Origin of the sequence: Nostoc sp. DedVER02, assembly GCF_034530675.2 — a bacterium.
In the GTDB taxonomy this organism is placed as follows: Bacteria; Cyanobacteriota; Cyanobacteriia; order Cyanobacteriales; family Nostocaceae; genus Nostoc.
In genome coordinates this window covers 15,829-34,954 of sequence record NZ_JAVRCP020000005.1, presented here as the reverse complement: position 1 = coordinate 34,954, position 19,126 = coordinate 15,829, and the positions used below count along the sequence as shown (strand labels likewise).

Genomic DNA, 19,126 nt, shown 5'->3' with positions numbered 1-19,126 from the left:
TTACAAGGTCAATTATTTTTTTGGGTATTTCCCCATGCACATCCCCCACGCAACGTCTATAATGCTTGTATAATCAGGTTTTGCGGCTTGGGGAAGCTTGTTTGTTTGGGTAATTCAAAATTATTTGACTGATGTCAAGAAATATTCGTGGAGATGAATCAGCGTTAGAGAATGTACTTAGTCTGGTAGAAGCATTGCTGCAACTGTCGGTAGAGCAAGACTGTGAATCAAAACTTCCACTTTGCGTTGTCTGGAATGCTGAGAAGCTGCAAATTACCGGATATAAAAGCCAACAAACAAGAGGAAGCAGAAGCAAAACAACTGAAGTTGGTACAAAGAAGGAATATTTAATCAAGCAGATTAAAGATGCTGGCAAAACTTTAAAAATTCCCTGGCAAAAAGCACAACCTAACGTTTATCAGAAAGAAAGAGAATTAGACGAGCTTCAAACTGCGCTCGACTGGTTGAAAGAGTTGGAAGTGCGAGAAGACCAAAAATCTACAAAGAGTCAAGGTTATTGGAAATTTACCCTGACGCTAAAACATCAGACAGCGACAATAAAAGATAATCTGGAGGTGGTTAAGCAGAAGTGGAAGGAACACCAAAAGACAAATTTAAAAGAAACATCCCACGTACAAACAACAGATAATAGCTTCGATTGGCAAGAAATCTGCGGCGCTATGCTGGAAAAACACAAGCGTCTCACCACAAATGAGTTGCTGTTTGCTGATGAAGAGATGAAATTTGAGCTAGAGGAAATTCATGTCCCTTTAGCATTGGTGGAGCGTAACAAACCGAAGAAGTGCAGCGAGGATATTTCCCCAGAACAAGGTTCGCGGCTTTACGAAGCGAGTTATAAAGAGAAGCAGCGATTTGAACATGAGGCTTTTTTAGAGAAAATTATCCGTGATGGTGTTGGTAAAACTCAAGGACACCGCATCTCTTTAATTGGGGAACCGGGTGCGGGAAAAACTACTCAGTTGCAAACTATAGCTTTTTGGATATTAGACAACAATCTGGGTTTACCAATTTGGATTTCTTTAGCAGACTTGCAAGGAAAGAGTGTAGAAAATTATCTGCTGCAAGATTGGCTGAAGAATGCTTTAGAAGTGGTACGTGTAAAAGAAGAACAGGAAAACGCTTTTGCAGATTTATTCAAGAATAATCGTGTGTGGTTGTTGTTGGATGCAGCAGATGAAATGTCCTCACTCCAACCATTAACTGAGATTTCCCAGCAGTTGACGGGATGGATGAAAAATGCGCGGGTTGTGCTGACTTGTCGGGTGAATGTTTGGGAAGCAAACGCCAACGCTTTAGAAAATTTTGAGACGTATCGGTTACTCAATTTTGAATATCCGCAACAAGTGCAAGAGTTTATTGGGCGTTGGTTTCACAACAAGGATACAGATAAAGGAAAAAGATTATGGCAGGAATTAGATAAAGCTGAACGTCAGCGCATCCAAGATTTAGTTAAAAATCCTTTGCGGTTAGCGCTGTTGTGTAGCACTTGGCAAGGTTCCGATCAAGGTTTACCGGAAACTAAAGCCGGACTTTATCAGCAGTTTGTGGAAGAGTTTTACAAATGGAAAGAAAAGCCCTCCCCTACCACCGAACAGCAGCAAGAAGAATTAAACGCTGCGTTGGGACGTTTGGCAAAACGGGCAATCGATCAAGAAACCTCACGGTTTCGGCTACGACATAAGTTTGTGCGTGAGGAATTAGGCGATTCAAAACAGCAAGATTCTTTATTTTCGTTAGCGTTAAAGTTGGGATGGCTAAATGAAGTTGGACTGGCTGCGGAATCACCAAAAGAGAAAGTTTACGCTTTCTACCATCCCACATTTGAGGAATATTTTGCAGCGTTAGCGATCGCTGATTGGGATGAGTTTCTGAATCATGTTCCCGACAACCCCGCGCAAGGCGTTTATCGCATTTTTGCCCCGCAGTGGAAAGAGGTGATTTTGCTGTGGTTGGGACGTGAGGATGTGGGGAGGGAGATGAAGGAAGAATTTATTCAGGCGTTAGTGGAATTTGATGATAGGTGCGGAGAATGTAGAGCTTTTGATAGAGTCAGAAGGGGATTTTACGAGTTTCGTGCTTATTTTCTCGCGGCTGCGGCGGTTGATGAGTGGAAAAATTCTTGCAACGCAGATGCTATTGTGGCGGAAATCGTTAAATGGCGCTTTGGCGAGTTTAAAGTTGAACAAAACGAGTGGGTAAAATTTCTCACACCAATCGCAGAGGGAGCAGAAACAACACTGTATCAGACAAATCGCGTAAAAGCGATCGCTGCTTTGGTAGAGTTAATCAGCAATCCACAACTAGATGATGATACCCGATGGCTAGTGGCAGAAAGCTTAGGGGAGATTGGCTCTGGGAACCAAAAAGCGATCAATGCTTTGGTGGAGTTAATCGGCAAACCACAACTGGCTCATGATACCCGAAGGCTAGCAGCATATAGCTTAAAGCAAATTGGCTCTGGGAACCAAAAAGCGATTGATGCTTTGGTGGAGTTAATAGGCAAACCACAACTGGATGATTCTATCCGAAGGCTAGCGTCATCTAACTTAGGAGAAATTGACCGTGACAACCAAAAGGCGATCGCTGCCTTAATGGAGTTAATAGGCAAACCACAACTGGATGATGATACCTGGAGGCAAGCGGCAGAAAGCTTAGGGCAAATTGGCTCTGGGAACCAAAAAGCGATTGATGCTTTGGTGGAGTTAATCGGCAAACCACAACTGGGTAATTATACTCAAAGACTAGCGGCATCTAGCTTAGGGAAAATTGGCTCTGGCAACCAAGAAGCGATTGATGCTTTGGTGGAGTTAATCGGCAAACCACAACTAGATAACTCTACCCTATGCCTATCGGCATATAGCTTAGGGAAAATTGGCTCTGGCAACAAAAAAGCGATTGATGCTTTGGTAGAGTTAATTGGCAAACAACAACTGGATGATTATACCCAATGGCTAGCGGCATCTAGCTTAGGGGAAATTGACTGTGGGAACCAAAAAGCGATCGCTGCTTTGGTGGAGTTAATCAGCAAACCACAACTGGATTATTCTACCCGAAGGGACGCAGTATGTAGCTTAGGGCAAATTGGCTCTGGGAACCAAAAAGCGATTGATGCTTTGGTGGAGTTAATCGGCAAACCACAACTGGATCATGATACCCGAAGGCAAGCGGCAGAAAGCTTAGGGCAAATTGGCTCTGGGAACCAAAAAGCGATTGATGCTTTGGTAGAGTTAATTGGCAAACCACAACTGGATCATAATACCCGAAGACAAGTGGCATATAGCTTAAGGCAAATTGGCTCTGGAAACCAAAAAGTGATTGATGTTTTGGTGGAGTTAATCGGCAAACCACAACTGGATTATTCTACCCAATGGCTAGCGGCATATAGCTTAGGACAAATTGGCTTTGGCAACCAAAAAGTGATTGATGCTTTGATCAAGTTAATCTGCAAACCACAACTTGATGATGATACCCGAAGGATTGCGGCATCTAGCTTATGGCAAATTGACCCTGGCAACCAAAAAGCGATTGATACTTTGGTAGAGTTAATCGGCAAACCACAACTGGATTATTCTACCCGAAGGCAAGTGACAGAAAGCTTAGGGAAAATTGACTCTGGAAACCAAAAAGCGATTGATGCTTTGGTGAAGTTAATCAGCAAATCACAACTGGATGATTATACCCAATGGCTAGCGGCATTTAGCTTAAAGCAAATTATGTTAGAGGAACAGATGCCGAGTGTTGTCAGCCTTTTGAAGGATTACTTATCACCTGAAAGTTACAAAAATGACTTTAAGCGATTTTATAGTTGCTACGAAGTTATCTGGAAGTGCGCCCAAAGCATGTCCTACCCCGCTTTTTATCAAGCTTGGCATTAACAAGAGAAAGTGAAAGATGGAGAGTAGGAAAGAAAAATACTTCCTCCAGCCAAAACATAAGCGAAATGTAGAAGCAGCAATCCCTTCTAAAGATGCGATTCATCGCCTCTCGTAAGCGTCTCGTAAATCTATCGCGTCTGATCTTTCCGCAATCCAGGGAATGCGTCGCCCCTAATAAAACAGATATTGTAAACAGAATGGGAATGCGTAGGCGTAGCCCGCCGCAGGCATCGTTTTTGCGATCGCCCCTTGTAGAGACGCGATTCATCGCGTCTTCCTCCTTTCCGTCATCGCGTTTTCTTCCTTCCCATCATTTACATAGCGCGAATAATTCCGAGTTTTTTGGGTTGGCAATTACATCAATGCAAAGCAATAATTGCATAAATTTTTGTATCAATCAAAGATGTAATCATGAATAATGATGAGCCTCAACCAGAAAACAACAAACCTAAATACAAAGGTAAATATCGAATTGAATCAACCCGTTTGCCAGCATGGAGTTATGCCAGCAATGCCGGATATTTTATTACTATTTGCACCGACGGTAAAAAATGCTTTTTTGGTGAGGTTGTGCAAGGTGAAATGAAGCGATCAGCAATTGGAGAAATTGCTCATAAATTGTGGTACGAAATTCCTAATAATTTTTCTAATTGTCAGATAGATTCGTTTTGCGTCATGCCTAATCATATTCATGGGATTTTGGTTATTAATCAAATACGAGAAGGAGACGCGATGAATCCACGAACGCAGGAAGAAGACGCGATTCATCGCGTCTCTACAAGGGGGGATATTCAACGGGGTGGGGTTACTGGGTTATTTAATCCGATGTTATCTAAAAATTCTCTTTCTAAAATTGTTAGGTGGTACAAAGGACGATGTACATTTGAAATTAATCAAATATATGAAGGTTTTGGATGGCAAGAAAGGTTTCATGACAACATAATTCGTAATGAATTCGCCCTCGATCGCATCAGACATATATATTATCAATAACCCAATTGATTGGGAGAGCGATGCCTACGGCGGGGCATAGCCCACCAACGCGAACACCCACCCCATCCCCCCTTGTAGAGACGCGATTCATCGTGTCTTCTTATATTTGATTAGTACTATTGACGCGTATACCGATGTTTCACCCCAATCGGGAAATATTCAGCATCACCCATTGGCGCTAATGCAACCTGTGGTGTTTGATATTCTGCCGGAACATAATTAGCAAACTCGCTATTTAGGCGTAACAGTTGTGAAAGAATAGAAGATGCGATCGCAACTCTTCGATCTTCACTCCCCTCTACCCCTGGTGCTAACTCCACAACCACAGATAAAAATCGATTCTTATCTGCATCTTCTTTCACTTGCAACACAAATTTCCCCGTTACCCATTCTTGAATTCCTGGTTGCTCTAATCCCACCGTCACATTTTCCGGATAGATATTTGCACCGAAGTAGGAAACTGTAAAGTTAGAACGGCCAAAAACATAAACGAAAGGTAGTTGATGAATACCTCTAGGTGATTGTTGAGCGTCAGAACGAAGATTTTCAAGCGGGTTAAATCCCCATTCTGCTAAAAATTGCAGCATCGCATCATAACTAATTATCCCGCCAGTATCTAAAATGTCATAACGCACTAAGGGAATACCGTTATCTCCCGAAAACAGTAATCCGCCATTGTGAACTTCAAAAAAGCGAGTGAAAGGATCGTATTGTACTAGTGTGGGTAAACGCGATTCCCCAAATAAAGCTCTAGCAGCATCAGGATTTTGTGCCAAAAAACGACGAATGCAGATACTTAACGGTGTTTCATTACCCAAAACTCCTGCATCCGCCGTACCGTAAAGTGATGCAAAATCATAACAAGGATTTTGTGAACCAACTCGTTCGCCAACTAAACTCCGCCATTCTTCACTAAATACTTCTCCCGCCATCACTAATTTAATCTGATATTGCTGCCACTCCACGCCACGAGCGATACCAGTATCAATCACATCTTTTAAAAAGGGTGGGTATCCCAATAACACCACTTGTTCAAATGCTGAACCAAGTTCTTGGACAACTCGCAAAATTTCTTCTTTGTTGTTACCTGGAGTAATTACAGTGATGGGATAACCTTTGCTAGCAAGATAACGACAGCAATTAGTAGTAAACATTCCACCTACCCAAGTACCCAGAGTGAAACAAATCACTGCTAGGGTACGTCTGGTATCTGCATAGAAACCATCGTGAAAAATCTGTTCAAAGCGTGTGGCGATTTGGAGTTCATCTGTGAAAAAACGAGGCCAAAATGTCGGTTTACCACTAGAACCTGATGAAGCAGCTATCATATCGCACGCTTCTAATTGCCCGTTGCGGCACAAGTCAGCTAAAGGATAACGCAGTATATAATTTTGTTTAGCGATCGCTGGTAGTTTTTGAAACTCCTCTAAGGTTTGAATAGTCGCGGGATTAATTTCCCTTTCTGCTAAAAATTCCTTATAAGCAGGGACATTAGCCGCCACATCATGAAATAAAGTTAAAGCTGGCAAAGTTTGAGAGTTGAGATGCTGTTGCAGTATCGTTTCTAGGGGGGTAGACAAAAAAGCTTCAAATGCTTTAATTACTTGCTGCTGTCGTGGTATGCGGTTCATGACGCTTTTTATTTATCCTGAAATAGAACCAACATCGTTAAAATAATTCGTAATTCGTAATTCCTAATTTGTAGGATATCCGAAAATGAGCGTATACACGTTGTAGTCATCCAATAAAACCTTAATTTATCCTTCAGCACCATGCAGCTTTATTGCAGTAAACAACACACGAATAATGGTAGCAACCGCTTTTGTACCCATTGTGGTGAGCCATTACCTCTTGCTGTGGGACAGATTGTGGATAACCGCTATCAAATTATCCGTCATTTAGGGCAAGGCGGCTTTGGACGCACTTATTTGGCGGAGGATATAAGTCAATCCCATCAAACCTGTGTGCTGAAGGAATTTGCACCCCAAGTCCAAGAACATCAAGATTTACAAAAAGCTAAAGAGTTATTTGAACGAGAAGCAAATGTTCTAAAAAAACTCCAGCATCCACAAATTCCGCGTTTTCACGCCTCGCTACAAGTGAAGATAGGCACTAAAGATTTTTTCTTTCTAGTGCAAGATTATGTCGATGGTGATAATTATTACCAACTATTAGAACAACGTGAGAGTCAAGGAAAGACTTTCAGTGAAGAAGAAGTAATTACTTTACTGCAACAGATTTTACCTGTATTATCCTACATCCACTCACAAGATGTAGTTCACCGTGATATTTCTCCCGACAATTTGATTTGGCGGCGTTCTGATAATCTCCCAGTACTGATTGATTTTGGCGGTGTCAAACAATTACCTGCTTCTCAAGGTTTTTGGCAAACTAAGTTGGTTGGAGATAACACATTATTAGGTAAAAAGGGCTACGCACCCGAAGAACAGCTACGGCAGGGTAAAGCATTCTTTAGTAGTGATTTATACTCTTTAGCGGTGACAACATTGGTGTTGCTTACAGGGCAAGAACCGCAAAAATTATACGACAGCTATCAGGGCATTTGGGGTTGGGGAAAGCAAATTCGAGTTAGTCCCCAATTGGAAGCGGTGTTAAAAAAGATGGTGGCTTATAAACCGAGCGATCGCTATCAACGAGCCGAGCAAGTCCTCAGAGATTTACCATCATCAACTACAACTAAATCACCTGGAAATTATATTACCACCAAGATTAAAACGATGGTAGTTGCTCCGGGAAGACAACGCGCCAGTGCTATTGTCAGTAGATTCCAGAATAGAACGCAAGCTATTTCTAAACCGGCATCCTTACCAATTTGGATTCGCCCTTTTGTAATCAGTCTCGGCGGGACAGCTTTAGTTGTCTTAACTGGTGCAGGGACTTGGGCGGTGGTAAATGCAGTCATTCGGAGTGTAACTTCAATTAGTATTCCATCAATTTCATTACCGCAAATTCCCCAATTTCCAAATCCCATCGGTAAACCAGTCAGCGACAAAGGAAAAAATAGTGAACTCCAGGATATTATCAGTCGTCGCCAAAAGCTAGAAATTTCTGAAGGATTTTTTATTCCCTTCGTAGATAATTTATTTTATACAAAAAAACCCGAATTAAAGGGACGTAGCCTGACATCTAAACCTGAAGATGCTGGTTTGCGAGATGAATGGTCTGGTATTGCTAAGGATTTATTGAATAAAATAGAACAGGCTAACCTCAGTACGGAAGCTCGTCGGAAATTAGGTAAGTATAGTCAAAAAGATTACGATACATGGAGACAACAAGCGCGATCGGGTCAGTTTGGGGATTATACATTTAATCAACTAACCAAAGACACAAATGAACAATTTGATCGGTTGTTTCCCGACCAAGAGCGTGGGAAACTGAATCAGCAAACTTTCGGTCAAATTTGGTATGCGATCGCAGCCGATCGAGTCAGTAAAGTACAATCTGGCAAGTAAGGGGACTGGGGACTGGGAATTGGGGACTGGGGACTGGGGACTGGGGACTGGGGAAGAATGACAAACGACAAATGACAAATGACAAACGACAAATGACAAATGACAAATAAAAAATGACAAATGACAAAAATATATTGCTCTAAAGGACATGAAAATTCCCCAGGTAGCCGCTTTTGTCTCCAGTGTGGTGAAAATTTGTCGGGTACGCCCATGAGTTATGGCATCCAACCGGGACTAACTTTAGGCGATCGCTATGTAATTGTGCGTCAAATTGGCCAAGGTGGCTTTGGACGTACATATTTAGCTGAAGATGTCAACCGTTTCCGCGAACTTTGTGTTTTAAAAGAATTTTCCCCTCAAGTTCAAACCGCTTACGTTGTCCAAAAAGCGGAAGAACTGTTTGAGAGAGAAGCGAGTGTTCTATATAAACTGCAACATCCCCAAATTCCCCGCTTCCGGGAACTGCTTCGCATAAATTTAGGGGGCAAAGAATCTCTATTTTTGGTGCAAGATTATGTAGAAGGAGAAACTTACAACTCGTTGTTAAATGCCCGATTACAACAGGGTTTGCGCTTTACAGAAGCGGAAATACGCCAACTGTTGCAGCAAATTTTGCCAGTGTTGGAATATATCCACTCACTAGGAGTAATTCATCGAGATATTTCTCCAGATAACTTAATGCTTCGCACTATTGACAAACTGCCAGTTCTAATTGATTTTGGTGGTGTAAAACAAGTAGTAGCAACCGTAGCTTCCCAATATTACCAACCCGGCGTAGTTGCATCTTCCCCATCGCCAACTCTATTGGGCAAGATAGGATTTGCACCCCCAGAACAGATGCAAACTGGGTTAGTATCTCCCCATAGCGACTTATACGCAATGGCCGCATCAATGTTGGTTTTACTCACAGGGAAGCAACCACAAGAATTAATTGATACCTATAATCTTACCTGGCAGTGGCGAAGAGAAGTAAACGTGAGTCCGATTTTGGCACAGGTATTAGATAAAATGCTATCTGCCAGACCAAGCGATCGCTATCAATCAGTTCGTCAAGTAATCGAAGCCCTCAACCCTCCCCCAGCTAACTTTCCTCCAACTCAATATCCCACCCCACCACAACAATATCCCACCCCACCACAACCTACATCCGCCACAGTCGCCGTTTCCCCACCTCCGCCATCCTCCTCATCTCCTCCCCCTTCCTCTTGGTGGACACCAACAAAAACCTTTCTCGTGGCGGCAGCGGTAGCTGGTAGTGTGGGATTAATTTTGTGGGGAGTCAATAGCCGCCGCGATATTGGGGAAGTTCAACCTAATCCCACAGCCAGCCCAACTCCAACCAGTAACCAACCAACCGATCCTTTAGCGCAATATTCACCAGCAGAACGGCAACGCAAAGAAAAATTAAACGATCGCCGTCAACAGTTGGGAATTAACTCAAACTTCTATGTGAACTTGGTGAATCAAGTTTTTTGGGACAGAAACCCCAGTTTAAAAGGACGCACTCTCAGCGATGGCCCTGAAGATGAGGGCTTGCGGGCAGAATGGGATAAAACAGCCTCAGAATTGCTAGAAAAGCTAGCACCACTGAGTTCAAATGCCCGCCGACAACTGGGAAGTTATACAAGTGCTGAACGCGATCGCTGGAAAGTAGAAGTCAACAAAATTAACGTTGGTAGTCGTTCTTTGTATGATGTGGGAGACGCTGCTTTTTTAAGTGTATTCCCTGAGCAGCGTGGTAAAGATTTTCGGAATCAGCCCATTGGACAAGTTTGGTACGGTTTTGTTAGTGATAAACTGAGTGCGATCGTAGCTGGTAGCGCTTTCCAAAAGCTTGTCTTTGATCCAGGCACTACAGGCACTACAGTCAACAGTACTCTCCAACCTGGTGATGGTAAAGTATTCATTGCTGGACTTGCTAAAAATCAATCTCTGGACTTGAAACTAGAAGCAAATTCCCAAGTTTTGTTATCAGTTTATTCACCCTCTGGCAAAATCCAATTTTTAGAAGATTCTAGCAAACGCAGTTTATCAACCAAATTACCAGAAAACGGATTTTACGAGTTTGTTGTGGTTTCCACAGCATCCAAACCATTAGATTATCAACTCAGTATCACGGCGGAAGATCCCACACCTACGCCTACGTCAACACCAACACCAACGCCCACAGAAACACCTACGGAAATACCCATACCAACTCCCACGCCTACTTCTACTCCAACTCTTACAGAAACGCCCACACCTGAATCTACACCGACACCAACGCAAGAGAAAACGCCGTAGTACCGCTTCTAGTAATTCGTAATTCGTAATTACCTGTTCGCAAGGGTTCCAGACATTTCATCAGGGTAGTTTATTTCCGCCGTGCTGTACTAATGGTTTTTGAAGAGTATATGAACAGAAAAAGACACGGAGATACAGAAAATTCTTTCGCTGCATCCCCGCGTCTTCCACTCTCACCTCAACCTCTTTCCACGACACCTAAACGCAACGCAATTCGCTTATGCTTCGTTGCATCATAGGGTCTACCTCTGTGCATCACCTGTGAGTTGTCCCAAAAAATAATATCTCCTGGCTGCCAAACATGGGAATAGATTGGGGTACAGTCTAAAACAGTTGCAAACAAATCTTCCCAGAAACGTTTTGCTTCCTCTGGTCGATCTTCCATACCAACTGCGATCGCAGTGTCGGAACCTAGATATAATCCCTTTTTACCAGTGACTTTGTGAGTAGACACAATGGGATGCATTTTTCCCAGTTCATCAGTTTCTACATTCGAATTTTTAGAAAAAACTGGCCCTGGGTGATACATTGACATCTGCTCTAACTGCTGCTGATGTTGACGATCTAGGTTATTGTACGCTTCTAGCATATCGAGGAACTCGGTAGTGTGAGGTTGCCCATCTACACCTACCGGCACTTGTATTCCATAAAGCATCACAACATATAGCGCATTCATATCCAGTCCCTCTATGCGGGGGAGACTATCTTTATCATGATGCCATTGCCACGCATATTTCTCTCCTGGATCGGGAACTGGCTCTTTAAGATTGCCCAATATATAGACATATTGGCTTTGTAAGTCTGGACTAATTTCAGGATCTAATGCTTTAGGAGGCCCACCAAACATAAAATCGCCAAAGGTCTGCTTGGCAAATTCTTTTAATTGTTGTGCAGTCAGCTGTTGTTGTCTGACTACTACAACGCCATGTTTCCAAAGTGATTCCTTTAATTCACGCGACTCTAGATTTGTGAGATCGTTAAGATTGCAACCGCGCAGGACTTCAACTCCGAGTCTTGGGTGGTGCTGGATTGTTTGTTGTTGAGTAATTTGAGTCATTTTTAAGTATTTATTTTCAGAGTAAACTATCTTAAATATTTAAGATGTTACTAATCAAAATCTGTTGGTAAATTTGGTTGGCGATAATGTTGAAAAAGGCGCGTGATTTGCGCTGGTGTCACACGTCCAATAGAAAGTTCTGGTAAGGCATTTTCAGCGAAAAAGCCTACATCTTCAGTTTCAATACTTAATGATGGAGAACCACCAATCAGTTCACATTGAAAAAACAACTTATAAGCATAAAACGGTAACGGTGGATGTCCCTGTTTGTTTCTGTCATAGACTGCTAGTAATTTGATCGCGCGTGCTTGATATCCAGATTCTTCATATACTTCTTTTACAGCTACACCACTGGGAGACTCCCCAACATCAGCCCATCCACCAGGTAAACTCCAGCAGCCATCAGCTTTTTCTTTGACTAACAATATAGTGTCATCACGGAAAATTGCTGCCCGCACATCAACTTTGGGAGTTGCATACCCTAATTCACAGTTAAATAAATCAAGGACATAGCTGTGTTCTACATTCGAATAGGTTGCCATAATTTCTGTGGCAATTACTCGTAATTGTTTGTATCGCTCAATATCAAAAGGCCCTTCAGAATAAGTTAGACCATTTTGAGCGATCGCCTGTAAATTTTGCGCCCATTCCAGCCATTTGGTTTCCATATTTAGGGATTGGGAATCGGGTACTGGGTACTGAGGATTGGGCATTGGGGATTGGGTATTAGGCATTGGGATTGGAAAAAAGTATTTTTAATCTTATTTCCCATTCCCCATTCCCCAGTCCCCAATCCCTAATTACGCATCATCTAAAGCTGCAATTCCGGGCAACACTTTGCCTTCAAGTAACTCCAAACTAGCACCGCCACCGGTGGAAATATGGCTCATTTGGTCTGCTAAACCAACTTTTTCCACAGCCGCTACTGAATCACCACCGCCAATGATGGTGGTTGTGCCAGTTTTACCGATTTCGGCGAGAGTATGAGCGATCGCTTCCGTACCTGCGGCAAACTTATCAAACTCAAACACACCCATCGGCCCGTTCCAAATTACCGTTTTGGTATCTGCAAGGGCTTCTTGGAAAACTTTTACTGAGTCTGGGCCAATATCCAAACCCATACCATCATCGGGGATGTTCTCAATGCTGACAGTTGTCGCATTAGCATCAGGAGCAAACTTATCTGCCGATACGATATCCGTGGGTAACAAGAAGGTAACACCCCGTTCCTTAGCCTTCGCTTCCAAAGACTTCGCTAGTTCCAGCTTGTCTTCTTCTACCAACGACTTACCGACACTCAAACCACGGGCTTTGTAGAAGGTGAAAATCATTCCACCGCCAATGATTAGCTTGTCGCACTTTTCCAGTAGCGTTTCAATTACGCCAATCTTGCTGGAAACCTTGGAACCGCCAATAATTGCCGCCAAAGGACGTTGGGGATTTTCAATGGCGTTTTGCAGATATTCCAATTCCTTCTCAACCAAATATCCAGCCACAGAAGGGCTAAGGAATTTAGTCACACCTTCAGTAGAAGCGTGGGCGCGGTGTGCAGTCCCAAAAGCATCATTTACATAAAAATCAGCATTAGCTGCCAATTTTTTCGCAAATTCTGGGTCGTTTTTCTCTTCTTCTGGGTAAAAACGGACATTTTCTAGTAACAGCACTTGGCCATTTTGCAACGCACCAACTTTAGCTGCAACTTCATCGCCAATGGAGTCATCAGTTTTAACGACTTCTTGCCCCAGCAACTCCGACAGACGCTTGGCAACGGGAGTTAGGCGTAATTTGTCATCCACACCCTTGGGACGGCCAAAATGACTTGCGAGAATGACTTTAGCACCCTTCTGCGTCAAATCTTGGATGGTGGGTAAAGCGGCGCGAATGCGAGTATCGTCGGTAATTTTGCCTTGATCGTCCACAGGCACATTAAAGTCAACCCGCACTAAGGCCCGTTTCCCAGATATATCAGCTGAAGATAAACTTGCTAAACTTTTTTTGGACACACCAAACTCTCCTGATTGCCTTTTTGTTATTGTTTTGAAAGTAGAACCATCAAGATTTTACCGGAGTCAGGGGTACCCAAGTGACAGAGATATTTAAGACAGTACTATTTCCTATCGATCAAAGCCGGGAAACGCGGGAAGCTGCTGATGTTGTTACCAACGTAGTTAAAAAGTATGGCAGTCGCTTAGTGCTGCTGTCTGTAGTAGAAGAACCGCCAAAAGATGCCCCTAGTGCAGATCCGATGGTGTCACCAGAGGTAGTTGCTAAACTGCTAGAAAGTGCCCAAACTTTATTTTCTGGACAAGGAATTCCATCTGAAACCTTAGAAAGGCAAGGTAAACCAGCTTTTACTATCTGCGATGTCGCTGATGAAATCGGGGCCGATTTAATTATTATGGGCTGCCGGGGGCTAGGCTTGACTGAAGAGGGAGCAGATGATAGTGTGACAACTCGCGTTATTAACCTTTCCCCTTGTCCAGTGCTGATTGTGCCTTAGCAGTGTGTTTTGGAATACTAGTAAATTTGTGGTGCGATCGCTAATTAAAAAAGAGGACAAAGGAACGAATTTTTATATCTTGCTCTCATGTTGCGTAATAACCTAATTTGCAGGTTATAAAACAATACAGTTCAGATAAGACCAAAACACTTGTAGAAACGGCGATTTATCGCGTCTCAAAAACCCAAAATTTTTACCAGTAGTCCTTAACTGAACCGTATTGGGTTACAAAATTCTATATATTTTGTAACCCAATACCCTTGGTGTTAGCAACAAATCTAGTAAATAGGAGAGGCAGATAATTCCACCTCTCCTATGAAGATAAACTAATTACTTAGAGCAACGCTTGCTTTAGTATCTGCTACCTTTGTTAGGTTTGTGAACAAGAAAGCTGAGAACTTGGCACTGCTTGATGTTGTCAAAACCCACAACACGAATATAGCTACCGTTAAATTGAGAACGGCATCCTTGAACTTCGCTCAATACTTCTTGAGTAGATTTAGCACCGAACAAAGGCAGCTTCCACATTGTCCAATATAATTCTGTTGGCTCAGAAGTTTCGTTGAACTCGATCGCTGGAATATAGCCTTGATTCAAAATGTACTGAATCTGCTTGGCAATTTGAGCGTCAGACAGAGGGGGCAGGTAAGAAAGGGTTTCGTAACGACGCTCTTTTGGTAAAGTTTGCATAGCTTTTGATAATGGGTTGCGATTTTTTACTACTAAATTGATCGAACTAATTGGATAAATTATCCAAATTCGGATCTGAAGTTGCTTGCTGTTCTGGTTGCAGACTGGGGTTAGATGTGTCTATTCGTGTGATGCGTTCTAAATGCTGGCGACGCTGCTCCATGTTCGCTTGCTGAATGCCAGTGCGAACCATTTCCGGTAAAAATTCCGTTATTTCTTCGGCAATGTGTTCTCTGACAGTCATGATTCGCAAAGCCAAATCTGGTTTTTCTCGCAACAGTTGCTCAATGAATGACTCACCATTTTGAATTTTGCCAGACGAAAAGTTATGCAACCAAAGTTCTAATGGCGGATTCGTTTCGCCTAGCTGTGCCAATACTGTCCTTAGAGCCTGATAAGTCAGATAGCTTTGGAGAGTTTTGGCTGTGTCCTTCGCAATTTGCTTAAGATTCATGCTTGACCCCAGCCGTGAAGAGTTATGAGTTATGAGTTATGAGTTATGAATTAATGCAAATCCTAACTCTTAACAGACGCGATGAATCGCGTCTCTACACTCTTGTACAGACGCGATTTCTCGCGTCTCTACTTCTAACTCCTAACTTTCGATCAGACGGTATCCATTGCTTCAAACTCGAACTTGATTTCTTTCCACAGTTCGCAAGCAACAGCTAGTTCAGGAGACCACTTGGCAGCTTCGCGGATGATATCGTTACCTTCACGAGCCAAGTTGCGGCCTTCATTACGAGCTTGAACAACGGCTTCCAAGGCGACGCGGTTAGCGGTTGCACCAGGAGCGTTACCCCAAGGGTGTCCCAGAGTACCACCACCGAATTGTAGTACGGAGTCATCACCAAAGATTTCTACCAGCGCGGGCATGTGCCATACGTGGATACCACCAGAAGCAACTGCCATTACACCAGGTAGAGAAGCCCAGTCTTGGGTAAAGTAAATACCACGAGACTTGTCTTGCTCAATGTAGTTTTCACGCAACAGGTCAACGAAGCCCATTGTGATGCCGCGCTCACCTTCCAACTTACCAACAACTGTACCAGTGTGGATGTGGTCGCCACCAGACAAACGTAGGGCTTTAGCCAATACACGGAAGTGGATACCGTGGTTCTTTTGACGGTCAATTACAGCGTGCATAGCACGGTGAATGTGTAGCAAGATACCGTTATCGCGGCACCAACGAGCCAATGTGGTGTTGGCGGTGAAACCTGCGGTTAGGTAGTCATGCATGATGATGGGCATTTTGAGTTCTTTTGCGTACTCAGCCCGCTTCAGCATTTCTTCACAGGTAGGAGCGGTAACGTTTAGGTAGTGACCTTTAATTTCACCGGTTTCTGCTTGAGATTTGTTGATAGCTTCAGCTACGAACAAGAAGCGATCGCGCCATCTTTGGAATGGTGCGGAGTTGATGTTTTCGTCGTCTTTGGTGAAGTCCAAACCACCGCGTAAGCACTCGTATACAGCGCGTCCGTAGTTCTTAGCAGAAAGACCCAATTTGGGCTTAATGGTACAACCCAGCAAAGGACGACCGTATTTGTTTAACTTGTCGCGTTCAACTTGGATACCGTGAGGAGGCCCTTGGAAAGTCTTGATATAAGCTACTGGAAAGCGGATATCTTCTAGACGTAGTGCGCGGAGAGCTTTGAAACCAAATACGTTACCGACAATTGAGGTCAATACGTTGGTTACAGAACCTTCTTCAAACAAGTCTAAAGGATAGGCAACGTAGCAAATATACTGGTTGTCTTCGCCAGGAACTGGTTCGATGTCATAGCAACGACCTTTGTAGCGATCGAGGTCGGTGAGCAAATCTGTCCACACAGTTGTCCAAGTACCTGTGGAAGACTCAGCCGCAACAGCCGCACCTGCTTCTTCGGGAGGAACACCAGGCTGGGGTGTCATGCGGAACGCAGCTAGAAGATCGGTATCTTTTGGTGTGTAATCGGGTGTGTAATAAGTTAATCTGTAATCTTTAACCCCGGCTTGATACCCAGACTTGCTCTGAGTCTTCGTTTGAGCGTAAGACATATTTTATCCTTCCCTGAAATCACTCTTGTTAATTATCAAATCACGTTTTGTGCAACTTCCCCTCACCCAGTTTTTCCCCCCTTAATCGGGGAGAAGAATGGGAAAAATTTTTGTTAGGGGTTGTTTTTTTGCAAAGGGTAGTAGTTTTTTTGCGGCGGACACAATGGTCGCGGTGGTAGCCCTCCTCACCAGTGTTATCCCCTTCTAGGGGTACACGACCTAGAGCTTCTACTGTTGCCTCTTTCTACGAATCAAAATTCTTTTTTACCTCTTTTTCGCACCCGACTAAACCTTCTCAATTTCACCAAAAATTCCGCGTTTCGCGGTTTGATTTAGATAATTCCCCTACAATTCGGGGTATTCAGGGGATTGGGCTGGCTGGCACACATTCCCGGCTTTACACTCCCTATATCTTCTCCGTTGCTGGAAAAGATATCACAAAAGAATTTACTTGACAGAGATTTAGCAGAGTGGTGAGCTAAAGATAAAAAATCGCACACCACGTAATTTGTAACTTATTTCACAATATATCAAGAATTCGATAAGTTATTCTTTCAAAGTTTTGAACTTATATATTTAGTTTTGTTATTAAATAAATATTTAACATTTTATTACAAATGCTTTACAAGATGTCAGCAATAACTGTAAAGAAGCCTTTCGATAGACGCGAAAAATCTTTGTCTATACATAGAGTTAGGAGTTATAAGAATTCTTTCCCCATGCCCAATTCCCAATTCCCACTTCCCAATGTTTAAAAAATCTCAGCTAGGGGAACACTGAAACTAACCCAAAGCCAGGTTAGGTAATGGCTAGGGGTACTGTCTCCAAAGGAAATGTCATCGTGGTATTGTTTTGCAAGCGTACTAGTTTATTGATTACTTCTATGTTGCTGGGGTTAATAGCTGTGCCAAGTATGGGATGGGCACAAAAAACTCCTGACATTAAACCATCTGATTTAACCCCCGCTTACCCACCTTCTGCACCGCCACCGCGAGTAGAATCTTTGCCCGATGAACGGGGAGTGCAAGAGAATTCGCCTGAAACTGATTATCGTGTCGGTAACTTACTGGCAGATGTTACAGGCAATCTTTGGGTAGGTTCTTGGCGGGGATTATCGCGGATTGATCCTAAAACTGGCAAGATTATTTCTCGTGTTAGTTTACCGAATGTTGCTATTGGTGCTTTAGCCCAAGACAAAGTAGGACGTGTGTGGGTAGGAAGTTATGGCGGACTAGTTAGAGTAGACCCTCGCACTAATGAAATCACCGCACAGAATTTATTTTTGCCTTCTAAACGGGTTTTGTCACTGTTACTTGACAAACGAGGTTATTTGTGGACTGGTACTGATAGTGGTTTAGCCCTAATTAGTCCCGACCAAGGTTTGATTATGACAACAGTCAAAAATCTGCCTGGTGTCAGCGCCAACACCCTAACTTTAGATGCCGAAGGTCAACTGTGGGTTGGTACTCTTGATGGATTGGTGCGAGTAAATACCGCTAGTGCTGGGATTATGAAGCGAATAGCCGATTTGCCAGGGACGACTGTTCAAGCCTTAGCTATTAGTCCAGAAGGATTAATTTGGGCGGGAATGCCGAATAATTTACTAGTTATTAACCCAAAAACTGGTGCAGTGTTAAGGTCTGTAACTCGTTTACGTGGGCGTGATGTGAGAGCAATACGTTTTGCTAAAGATGGTAGTGTCTGGGTTGGAACTAGCAATGGTTTGTTACGATTAAATCCAAATACAGGCGCTGTGTTAGATGCAGAAGTGGCTGGACTTCCTTCTAGTCGGGTTCTTGCCCTTGTACCTGACATCGCTAATAAATTATGGATTGGCACTAGTGAAGGTCTAGCTTGGTTAATGCCCAAAACGGACAGTGCAAAAACCCATATTGCTTTCAGTCGCGCTGTTAAATGACAAGTTAAGAGTTAGGAGTTAGGAGTTATGAATTAAATTAAACTCTCAACTATTGACCAATACGGTTCAGTTAAGGGCTATTGGTAAAAAATTTTTGGTTTTTGAGACGCAATAAATCGCCGTCTCTACAAGTGCTTTGGTCTTATCTGAACTGTATTGAACTATTGACTTCTATCTTCACTGCTAACTCCTAACTTCTATCTTCATTTCTAACTCGTAACTCTTAACTCAGCACGGGCTAAACGCCCCGCTACCGCTAACACTACTCAGCACTCAGCA

Annotated in this window: 13 protein-coding genes; 6 read left to right on the top strand and 7 right to left on the bottom strand. The window is 43.1% G+C overall.

Going from position 1 to position 19,126, the window contains the following annotated elements; all coding sequences use genetic code 11:
• Positions 1 to 131: 131 nt before the first annotated feature.
• Both RMZ41_RS08265 and RMZ41_RS08260 read left to right on the top strand, forming a co-directional pair.
• A complete protein-coding gene (locus tag RMZ41_RS08265) occupies positions 132 to 3,896 on the top strand; it encodes a HEAT repeat domain-containing protein (protein WP_322644547.1) in 3,765 nt (1,254 codons plus the stop codon).
• A gap of 411 nt (positions 3,897 to 4,307) precedes the next feature.
• Complete coding sequence (locus RMZ41_RS08260) at positions 4,308 to 4,889, top strand: transposase (RefSeq protein WP_322644548.1); 582 nt, start codon at positions 4,308 to 4,310, stop codon at positions 4,887 to 4,889.
• Positions 4,890 to 5,005: 116 nt separating this feature from the next.
• Here the strand turns inward: RMZ41_RS08260 and RMZ41_RS08255 are convergent, their stop codons facing one another.
• Complete coding sequence (locus tag RMZ41_RS08255; protein WP_322644549.1) at positions 5,006 to 6,520, bottom strand: phenylacetate--CoA ligase family protein; 1,515 nt, start codon at positions 6,518 to 6,520, stop codon at positions 5,006 to 5,008.
• 141 nt (positions 6,521 to 6,661) lie between these two features.
• Between RMZ41_RS08255 and RMZ41_RS08250 the strand changes: the two genes are divergently transcribed.
• Together RMZ41_RS08250 and RMZ41_RS08245 are read left to right on the top strand one after the other, a co-directional pair.
• The gene (locus RMZ41_RS08250) at positions 6,662 to 8,362 is read left to right on the top strand and encodes a serine/threonine-protein kinase (RefSeq protein WP_322644550.1); all 1,701 of its coding nucleotides are present in this window, start codon (positions 6,662 to 6,664) and stop codon (positions 8,360 to 8,362) included.
• 120 nt (positions 8,363 to 8,482) lie between these two features.
• Complete coding sequence (locus tag RMZ41_RS08245; protein ID WP_322644551.1) at positions 8,483 to 10,645, top strand: serine/threonine-protein kinase; 2,163 nt, start codon at positions 8,483 to 8,485, stop codon at positions 10,643 to 10,645.
• Between the two features lie 178 nt (positions 10,646 to 10,823).
• Here RMZ41_RS08245 and RMZ41_RS08240 read toward each other — a convergent pair whose 3' ends face one another.
• From RMZ41_RS08240 to RMZ41_RS08230, 3 genes are all read right to left on the bottom strand, one after another.
• Positions 10,824 to 11,702, bottom strand: coding sequence for a TauD/TfdA family dioxygenase (locus RMZ41_RS08240; protein ID WP_322644552.1), 879 nt, complete (start codon positions 11,700 to 11,702; stop codon positions 10,824 to 10,826).
• Between the two features lie 50 nt (positions 11,703 to 11,752).
• Entirely contained in the window at positions 11,753 to 12,370 is a 618-nt protein-coding gene (locus tag RMZ41_RS08235; protein ID WP_322644577.1) for an NUDIX hydrolase, read from the bottom strand.
• A gap of 132 nt (positions 12,371 to 12,502) precedes the next feature.
• Positions 12,503 to 13,705 (bottom strand): phosphoglycerate kinase, encoded by a 1,203-nt coding sequence (locus RMZ41_RS08230; RefSeq protein ID WP_322644553.1) that lies wholly within the window; start codon positions 13,703 to 13,705, stop codon positions 12,503 to 12,505.
• An 89-nt stretch (positions 13,706 to 13,794) separates the two neighbouring features.
• On the opposite strand from RMZ41_RS08230, the gene RMZ41_RS08225 reads away from it, so the two are divergent.
• Positions 13,795 to 14,202: a universal stress protein gene (locus RMZ41_RS08225; protein ID WP_322644578.1), complete on the top strand. Its 408-nt coding sequence runs from the start codon at positions 13,795 to 13,797 to the stop codon at positions 14,200 to 14,202.
• A 351-nt stretch (positions 14,203 to 14,553) separates the two neighbouring features.
• Here RMZ41_RS08225 and RMZ41_RS08220 read toward each other — a convergent pair whose 3' ends face one another.
• From RMZ41_RS08220 to RMZ41_RS08210, 3 genes are all read right to left on the bottom strand, one after another.
• Positions 14,554 to 14,892, bottom strand: a complete 339-nt coding sequence (locus RMZ41_RS08220) for a ribulose bisphosphate carboxylase small subunit (protein WP_322644554.1) — start codon at positions 14,890 to 14,892, stop codon at positions 14,554 to 14,556.
• Between the two features lie 46 nt (positions 14,893 to 14,938).
• The gene (rcbX, locus tag RMZ41_RS08215; RefSeq protein ID WP_174712669.1) at positions 14,939 to 15,346 is read right to left on the bottom strand and encodes a RuBisCO chaperone RbcX; all 408 of its coding nucleotides are present in this window, start codon (positions 15,344 to 15,346) and stop codon (positions 14,939 to 14,941) included.
• 152 nt (positions 15,347 to 15,498) lie between these two features.
• Entirely contained in the window at positions 15,499 to 16,929 is a 1,431-nt protein-coding gene (locus RMZ41_RS08210) for a form I ribulose bisphosphate carboxylase large subunit (protein ID WP_100900845.1), read from the bottom strand.
• Between the two features lie 805 nt (positions 16,930 to 17,734).
• Here RMZ41_RS08210 and RMZ41_RS08205 point away from each other — a divergent pair.
• Positions 17,735 to 18,847: a two-component regulator propeller domain-containing protein gene (locus RMZ41_RS08205; protein WP_322644555.1), complete on the top strand. Its 1,113-nt coding sequence runs from the start codon at positions 17,735 to 17,737 to the stop codon at positions 18,845 to 18,847.
• Positions 18,848 to 19,126 lie beyond the last annotated feature (279 nt).

Coding starts and splice junctions, on each gene's coding strand:
- RMZ41_RS08265 (WP_322644547.1), top strand. CDS start 132: ATGTCAAGAAATATTCGTGGAGATGAATCAGCGTTAGAGAATGTACTT.
- RMZ41_RS08245 (WP_322644551.1), top strand. CDS start 8,483: ATGACAAAAATATATTGCTCTAAAGGACATGAAAATTCCCCAGGTAGC.
- RMZ41_RS08255 (WP_322644549.1), bottom strand. CDS start 6,520: ATGAACCGCATACCACGACAGCAGCAAGTAATTAAAGCATTTGAAGCT.
- RMZ41_RS08240 (WP_322644552.1), bottom strand. CDS start 11,702: ATGACTCAAATTACTCAACAACAAACAATCCAGCACCACCCAAGACTC.
- RMZ41_RS08205 (WP_322644555.1), top strand. CDS start 17,735: ATGGCTAGGGGTACTGTCTCCAAAGGAAATGTCATCGTGGTATTGTTT.
- rcbX (WP_174712669.1), bottom strand. CDS start 15,346: ATGAATCTTAAGCAAATTGCGAAGGACACAGCCAAAACTCTCCAAAGC.
- RMZ41_RS08235 (WP_322644577.1), bottom strand. CDS start 12,370: ATGGAAACCAAATGGCTGGAATGGGCGCAAAATTTACAGGCGATCGCT.
- RMZ41_RS08260 (WP_322644548.1), top strand. CDS start 4,308: ATGAATAATGATGAGCCTCAACCAGAAAACAACAAACCTAAATACAAA.
- RMZ41_RS08250 (WP_322644550.1), top strand. CDS start 6,662: ATGCAGCTTTATTGCAGTAAACAACACACGAATAATGGTAGCAACCGC.
- RMZ41_RS08220 (WP_322644554.1), bottom strand. CDS start 14,892: ATGCAAACTTTACCAAAAGAGCGTCGTTACGAAACCCTTTCTTACCTG.
- RMZ41_RS08210 (WP_100900845.1), bottom strand. CDS start 16,929: ATGTCTTACGCTCAAACGAAGACTCAGAGCAAGTCTGGGTATCAAGCC.